Annotated in this window: 6 protein-coding genes and 1 pseudogene; 2 read left to right on the top strand and 5 right to left on the bottom strand. The window is 67.9% G+C overall.

All coding sequences use genetic code 11. The annotated features are described in order from the left end of the window. Both ACHWRX_RS15735 and ACHWRX_RS15730 read right to left on the bottom strand, forming a co-directional pair. Positions 1–530: pseudogene (locus ACHWRX_RS15735) on the bottom strand (ATP-binding protein); the annotation flags it as partial. Then, positions 527–1,204, bottom strand: coding sequence for a response regulator transcription factor (locus ACHWRX_RS15730; RefSeq protein ID WP_394659887.1), 678 nt, complete (start codon positions 1,202–1,204; stop codon positions 527–529). The gene ACHWRX_RS15730 and the pseudogene ACHWRX_RS15735, both read right to left, overlap by 4 nt. A 109-nt stretch (positions 1,205–1,313) precedes the next feature. Between ACHWRX_RS15730 and ACHWRX_RS15725 the strand changes: the two genes are divergently transcribed. Continuing rightward, complete coding sequence (locus ACHWRX_RS15725; protein ID WP_394659886.1) at positions 1,314–1,985, top strand: hypothetical protein; 672 nt, start codon at positions 1,314–1,316, stop codon at positions 1,983–1,985. 98 nt (positions 1,986–2,083) lie between these two features. On the opposite strand, the gene ACHWRX_RS15720 is transcribed toward ACHWRX_RS15725, so the two are convergent. Further along, positions 2,084–3,322 (bottom strand): hypothetical protein, encoded by a 1,239-nt coding sequence (locus ACHWRX_RS15720; RefSeq protein ID WP_394659885.1) that lies wholly within the window; start codon positions 3,320–3,322, stop codon positions 2,084–2,086. A gap of 120 nt (positions 3,323–3,442) precedes the next feature. On the opposite strand from ACHWRX_RS15720, the gene ACHWRX_RS15715 reads away from it, so the two are divergent. Next, the gene (locus ACHWRX_RS15715) at positions 3,443–4,321 is read left to right on the top strand and encodes an LOG family protein (protein WP_058738159.1); all 879 of its coding nucleotides are present in this window, start codon (positions 3,443–3,445) and stop codon (positions 4,319–4,321) included. 196 nt (positions 4,322–4,517) lie between these two features. Here ACHWRX_RS15715 and ACHWRX_RS15710 read toward each other — a convergent pair whose 3' ends face one another. Both ACHWRX_RS15710 and ACHWRX_RS15705 read right to left on the bottom strand, forming a co-directional pair. Beyond that, positions 4,518–5,048, bottom strand: coding sequence for a GNAT family N-acetyltransferase (locus tag ACHWRX_RS15710; protein WP_394659884.1), 531 nt, complete (start codon positions 5,046–5,048; stop codon positions 4,518–4,520). Then, on the bottom strand, positions 5,045–5,919 hold an 875-nt coding region (locus ACHWRX_RS15705; RefSeq protein ID WP_394659883.1), incomplete at its 5' end, for a DUF445 domain-containing protein. The genes ACHWRX_RS15710 and ACHWRX_RS15705, both read right to left, overlap by 4 nt.

The raw sequence follows: 5,919 nt of genomic DNA, 5'->3' as shown, positions 1-5,919 counted from the left end.
CAGGGCGCGGCGGCGGTGAGCGTCACCGTACCGGCGGTGCTGGGAAGCGAGACGCTGCGCATGTGAACCCGGCGTCCATCCGCGTCATGCCCCTCGCCCGGCTGCGGAGCATGAGCGCGCGGGCCTTGCAACGGACCACCGACGGGCGACGGCGGCGCGCGGTCGGCTGCGGGCACCAGCGGTGGCGGTGGCGGCGGCAGCGGGCCATCTTCCACTTCGGGGAAATCGGCGGAAGAGGCCACCCCGCCCGGGCTCGCGATGCGCCAGCGCCAGCCCGGCTCCGCCGCCAGAGCGGCGCGGACCTGCTCCAGCCTTGGCTTGTCGATCGTGCCGTCTGGCCGCACCGCCGTCGCCAGCAGGGAAAGCTCCGCGTCCAGTCTTTGGTCCAGCCCGCGCGTGACGAAGCCTTGCAGCACGCCCAGGATCGCCAGCCCCGCCACCGCCAGCGCCACCAGCGTCGCCAGCGCGGATATCAGCAGCATCCGGCCATGTATCGACGCGGGGAGGATGGACCGCGGGATCAGCGTCATTCCAAAGCGGCCGGTGTCGCCGCGGTAACACGATAGCCGCGGCCCCGCACCGTCTCGATCAGGTCCGCCCCGATCTTCTTGCGCAGGCGGCCGATGATCACTTCCAGACTGTTGGAATCAACCTCGGCATCGCCTTCGTAGACCCGTTCCAGCAGATCAAGCCGCGCGATTACCGTCTCCTTGGACAGCATCAGGGTGGACAGGACGCGCCATTCCAGAGCCGTCAGCTTCAGCGGCAGGCCTTCCAGCTCGAACTGGCCGGTCTGGCTATCGAACACCAGCGGGCCGCACGTGATCCGGGCCGCGGCGTGGCCGCTGGCGCGGCGCACCAGCGCGCGCAGGCGCATCATCAGCTCCTCGATCCGGAACGGCTTGGTCATGAAATCGTCCGCCCCGGCCTTGAAGCCGGCCACCTTGTCCGACCAGCCATCGCGCGCAGTGAGGATCAGCACGGGCAGCCCGCGCGCGCCTTCGCGCCAGGCGCGAAGGATGGCGATGCCGTCATGCCCCGGAAGGCCGAGATCGAGCACGGCGGCGTCGTATCGCTCGGTATCGCCCAGGTGCTGCGCGTCGATCCCATCGGCCACCAGATCGACGGCGCAATTCTCCGCCCGCAACGCCTTGGCAATCGCGGGGCCGAGATCGGGATCGTCTTCTACCAGCAGGATACGCATGATCGGCGGCTACTCCGCGGGGTTAAACGCAATCTGAACGCCCCGGTTCAGCGTGGTGGGGGGTGAATCGGCTAAAAACATCCTCGTCAGAACACGAAGGAGTTTTTTCATGCGGTTACCTAAACTTTCGACCCGCACCAGGCTGGCGAGCGGTGCGGCGATACTACTCGCGCTGGGCTTTGCCGGCGGCGCCGGAGCCGTCTCGATGACGCGCCCGGCGGTGCAGATGGCACCGATGATCCGAACCGACATCGCCAAGCTGCCCGCCAAGCAGGGCATCGTCACGGTGAAGGGCAAAGTCGCGGGCGTCTATGGCGATCGGGTGCTGCTGCAGGATGCCAGCGGCCGCGCGATGGTGGACGCCGGGCGCGACGCCGCGCGCAACCTCACCACCGGCAGCGACCTGATGGTGCAGGGCCGTTATGATGAGGGCCAGCTGCGCGCCTCCTACCTGGTCGATCCGCAAGGCCGCGTGATGGAAGTGGGACCCGGCCCGCGCGGTCCACATGGCCCCGGTGGTCCCGGCCCCGATGGACGTGGTCCTGACGGACGTGGTCCTGGCCCCGATGGGCGCGGCCCTGGCCCCGATGGACGGGGCCCCGGTTTCGCACCGCCGCCGCCCCCTCCGCCGCCACCGGGTGGTGCAGCCTGCGGGCAGACGCCGCCGCCTCCCCCGCCGCCGGGTATGGATGCGGCTCCTGGCGCACCGGGCGCGCCCGCTCCCGGCATGGGCGATGTGCCGCCCCCACCGCCGCCCGCCGGAGCCGTACCGCCCCAATGAGTCAAGACATCGGACGACGCGTAAGTTGAAGTGACGCGCAATTCAGCCGGATGAGGGCCGTCGCGAACCAGGCATGGTTCGGGCGGCCTTTGCCGTTTTCAGGCCCGCCGCGCTGGGCGTTCCCCTGTCAGGAGTTCAGCTTCCAGCCGGTTTTGCCAGGCAGGGCGCGCCGCGCCGCCATCGCGAAGAAGAGCCAGCGCCTGCTCGCGTCGACCGGCTGCCAAGGCGGCGTCCAGCTCGATCAGTTCGTAAAGCTGGCGCTGCTCATGGCTGCCGCCCAGCCGAACCAGCAGCGGGCGTAGCGCCGCCAATGCGCAGGCCGCGGCGTCGTAATTGCCGCTGGCGTGATCCACCAGCGCCCGGGCTGCTGCCGCAGCCAGCCCGTCAAGCCCCTCGATCGCCGCCCGCGCCTCGGCCACCGCTCCGGTTCGCGCCAGGCCATAGGCGTAATGCACATCCAGAAAGCCGTTGATACCGTCGGCCGCGCGCTGGCCCAGTCCCGTCTCCAACGCCGGCCAGCGATCCCGCACATCCACGCCGCGCAGCCGGAGCCGCTCCAGCAGGGACACGCGCGCGACCAGGCTTTGCACGCACGCGGGATCGCTTGGGCCGATATGCGCATCGTACACCGCCAGAGCGCCATCCAGATCGTCCAGATCGAGCATCGCCAGCGCGGCATGCCACCAGGCGTGGAGCGCCATGAACGTGCCGCACCGCTCCCACAGCGGGGCATGGCGGCGCACCAGCGCGATGATCGCCGCTCGCTCGCCCCGGCGATGGTGGACGTGAAGCAACGCGTGAATCGACCATGGATCGTCCGCGTCCGCCGCCTGCGCCTGGTCCACCGCGCGCCGGGCAAGGTCTGCGGCGCGTTGCGGCTCTCCGGCCTCCTCCAGCGCGAACGCCAGTTGGCCGGTGACGTAGTGATTGCCGCGATGGTGCGGCAATGTCGTCTCGATCGTATCGACCATGCCGGCAAAGTCACCCAGGTCCAGATGCAGCAGCTGGCACAGCTTGGAGGTGGCCAGATCATCGGGCCGCAGTTCCAGCCGCCGGCGGAAGTGCACGATGGCGGCGGGCCGATCATTCGCGCGCCAGGCCTGCACCGCGTCGACCAGCGCCCGTTCGGCCCTGCCGGTCGCCGCACCCTGTGCCCGGTCGAGGTACGGGTCCGCCGCCTCGTGCGAGGCCGGGGTCATGCCGAAGAGCGAGGTGGCGGCGGCGAAGGCGTTCAGCTGGGCATCGCGTGGCGCGGCCTCCGCCGCATCGGCCACCGCGTGGACGTCTTGGCCATAGCACAGCAGGTTGCGGATAAATCGGGCGATCGGGTCATGCATTCAGGAAGGTAAGGCGCGCGGGGCGATGCCGGTTCCCCCATCACCCGCAGGGGCATGACGGAGGGGGTCACCGTCGCTTTGCCCTCGACGCGGCGCGAGGCAATTGCCATGTGCGCACATATGACTGAACCAGACGACAAGAACCTCACCAAAGGCCGTTTCTACAAGGCCCAGCAGGAAGCCGGCTTCGCCGAAGCCAAGGCCAGCACCACCCCCCAGACGCAGGACCCGGCCTATCGCCTGGCGTTCCTCGATTCCGAATTTCTCCTCCGCGACGAGCTGCGGCCCGTGCGTTTTCAGCTGGAGCTGCTGAAGCCCGAGATGCTGCTGGAAGAAGCGGGCATCGGCTCCACCCTGGTGATGTACGGCTCTGCCCGCATCCCTTCGCCCGAGCACGTCGAAGCGGTGCGCGCCACCGCCACCACGCCCGAGCGCACCAAGGTGGTGGAACGGCTGATCGCCAAGTCCCACTATTACGAGGAAGCGCGCAAGCTGGCCTTCACCGCCAGCCAGTGCGCCATCGTGGAAAAGGACATGCGCCAGTTCGTGGTCTGCTCGGGCGGCGGGCCCTCGATCATGGAAGCGGCCAATCGCGGCGCGACCGAGGCGGGGGCGGAGTCCATCGGTCTCAACATCGTGCTACCGCATGAGCAGGCGCCCAACGAATATGTGACGCCCAGCCTCTCGTTCCAGTTCCACTACTTCGCGCTGCGCAAGATGCACTTCCTGCTGCGCGCGCGCGCGGTAGCCGTGTTCCCGGGCGGCTTCGGCACGTTCGACGAATTCTTCGAACTGCTGACCCTCATCCAGACCGGCAAGATGAAGCCGATCCCGATCCTGCTTTACGGCAAGGACTACTGGAACCGCGTGGTGAACTTCGACGCGCTGGCGGAGGAAGGCGTGATCAACGCCAACGACACCGACCTGTTCCGCTGGTGCGAAACCGCCGAGGAAGGCTGGAAGCACATCGTCGACTTTTACGAACTGGATTGCGGCTAAGTGCTAGGGCAGATCGCACTAGGGGGTTAGCCCCTTTGGTTCGCATGTATTGTCCCGTTCGTGTCGAGCGAAGTCGAGACACACGCTGAGGCGGCGCTACCGTGTCTCGACTACGCTCGACACGAACGGAGGGGGGGGTCGGAGGCCTCGTCCGCCTCAACCCTCAACCCTCAACTCTACCCCCGATCATCACGCGTCAGCGCACCCGCTCGAACATATCCAGCGTCGTGCCATCGGGATCGGTAAATCCTCCATAGCGCGCGAAGCCCAGCTTGCCCGCCACCTTTACCGAAGCCGTGTTGCCCTGATCGATCATGGCGACGATCCGGGGCGCGGCATGGGTGGCATCGAACCATGCCAGCACCGTGCGCATCACCTCCACCGCGACGCCCCGGCCCCACCAGTCCCGGCGGACGATCCATCCGGCCTCGGGCTGGTCATTCATGCTGGGATCGAAACCACGCCACGAATGGAACACGCCGATGCTGGCGATCAGATCTTCGTCACCACGCGGGCGGACCTGGAACACGCCGTACCCATAGATCGCCCACGATCCGGCATTGCGCATGAAGCGTTCCCACTGCGCCGGTAATTCCGCACGGGCATGCCCCAGGAACCGCCGCGTCTTTTCATCGGAGATCAGGTTGCACAGCGCGGCCACGTCCTGCGGCCCACGCGGTTGCCACAAGTCGAACCGCTCAGTCTGCAGCAAGGGCGTCTCGATCACAAAAAGCGCTCCACGGCATGAATGGCGAGGCCGAACAGCCCCCCCACCAGCGTGCCGTTGATGCGGATGAACTGCAAGTCGCGCCCCACCGCACCCTCGATCCGGGCGGTGACGGTGTGCGCGTCCCAACGCTTCACCGTTTCCGACACGATGCGCACGATCTCGTCGCCATAGCGGGAGACGACGCCCACCAGCGTGCGGCGCGCAAAGCGGTTGATCTGCAATTGCAGCGCCGGGTCCTGCCGCAAGGCCTGCCCCAGCTCTCCCAACATGCCGGTGATGCGCGTGCCCAGCGCGGTATCGGGATTGCGCGCCGCCTCGATCAGCGAACGGCGCAGCCGCTCCCACACGCTTTGCCACCATTCGCTGACGGCAGGATTGGCCAGCAGGTCCAGCTTGGCGCGCTCTACCTTCAGGCGCGTGGCGGGATCGTGGACCAGGTTGTGCGCCAGCTCCTCCATCATCGTCTCGATCTTCAGCTTCAGCGGATGGTCAGGCTGCACCACCATTTCGGCCAGCAGCTTGTACAGCCCGTCCAGCACCGCATTGGCGAGGCGGGTGTCGAGCCCGGCAAAGCGCAGAAGCGAATTGGCCCGCTCGCGAATCATCGCGCGCACCAGGTCCTCGTTGGCTTCCAGCGCATTGCCCGCCCAGCGGATCGCGCCTTCCAGCAAGGGGAGGTGTCGCCGGTCTGCGATCGCGGCGCTGAGCATCTGGCCCAGCAGCGGCGACAGCTCGATCTTCTCCAGCTGATGCACCAGCCCGGCGCGGACCTGGGTGCCGAGCCGTTCGGGGTCGAGCGATTCCAGCACGTCGGCCAGCAAGTTGGCCGCGCCCGCGCGCAGCCGCGATTGCCCGCTCCGGTCCGGGT

It is taken from the genome of uncultured Novosphingobium sp. (assembly GCF_964277725.1).
Lineage (GTDB): Bacteria > Pseudomonadota > Alphaproteobacteria > Sphingomonadales > Sphingomonadaceae > Novosphingobium > Novosphingobium fluoreni.
The sequence above is the reverse complement of the archived record's forward strand: the minus strand, read 5'-3'. Positions and strand labels throughout refer to the sequence as shown.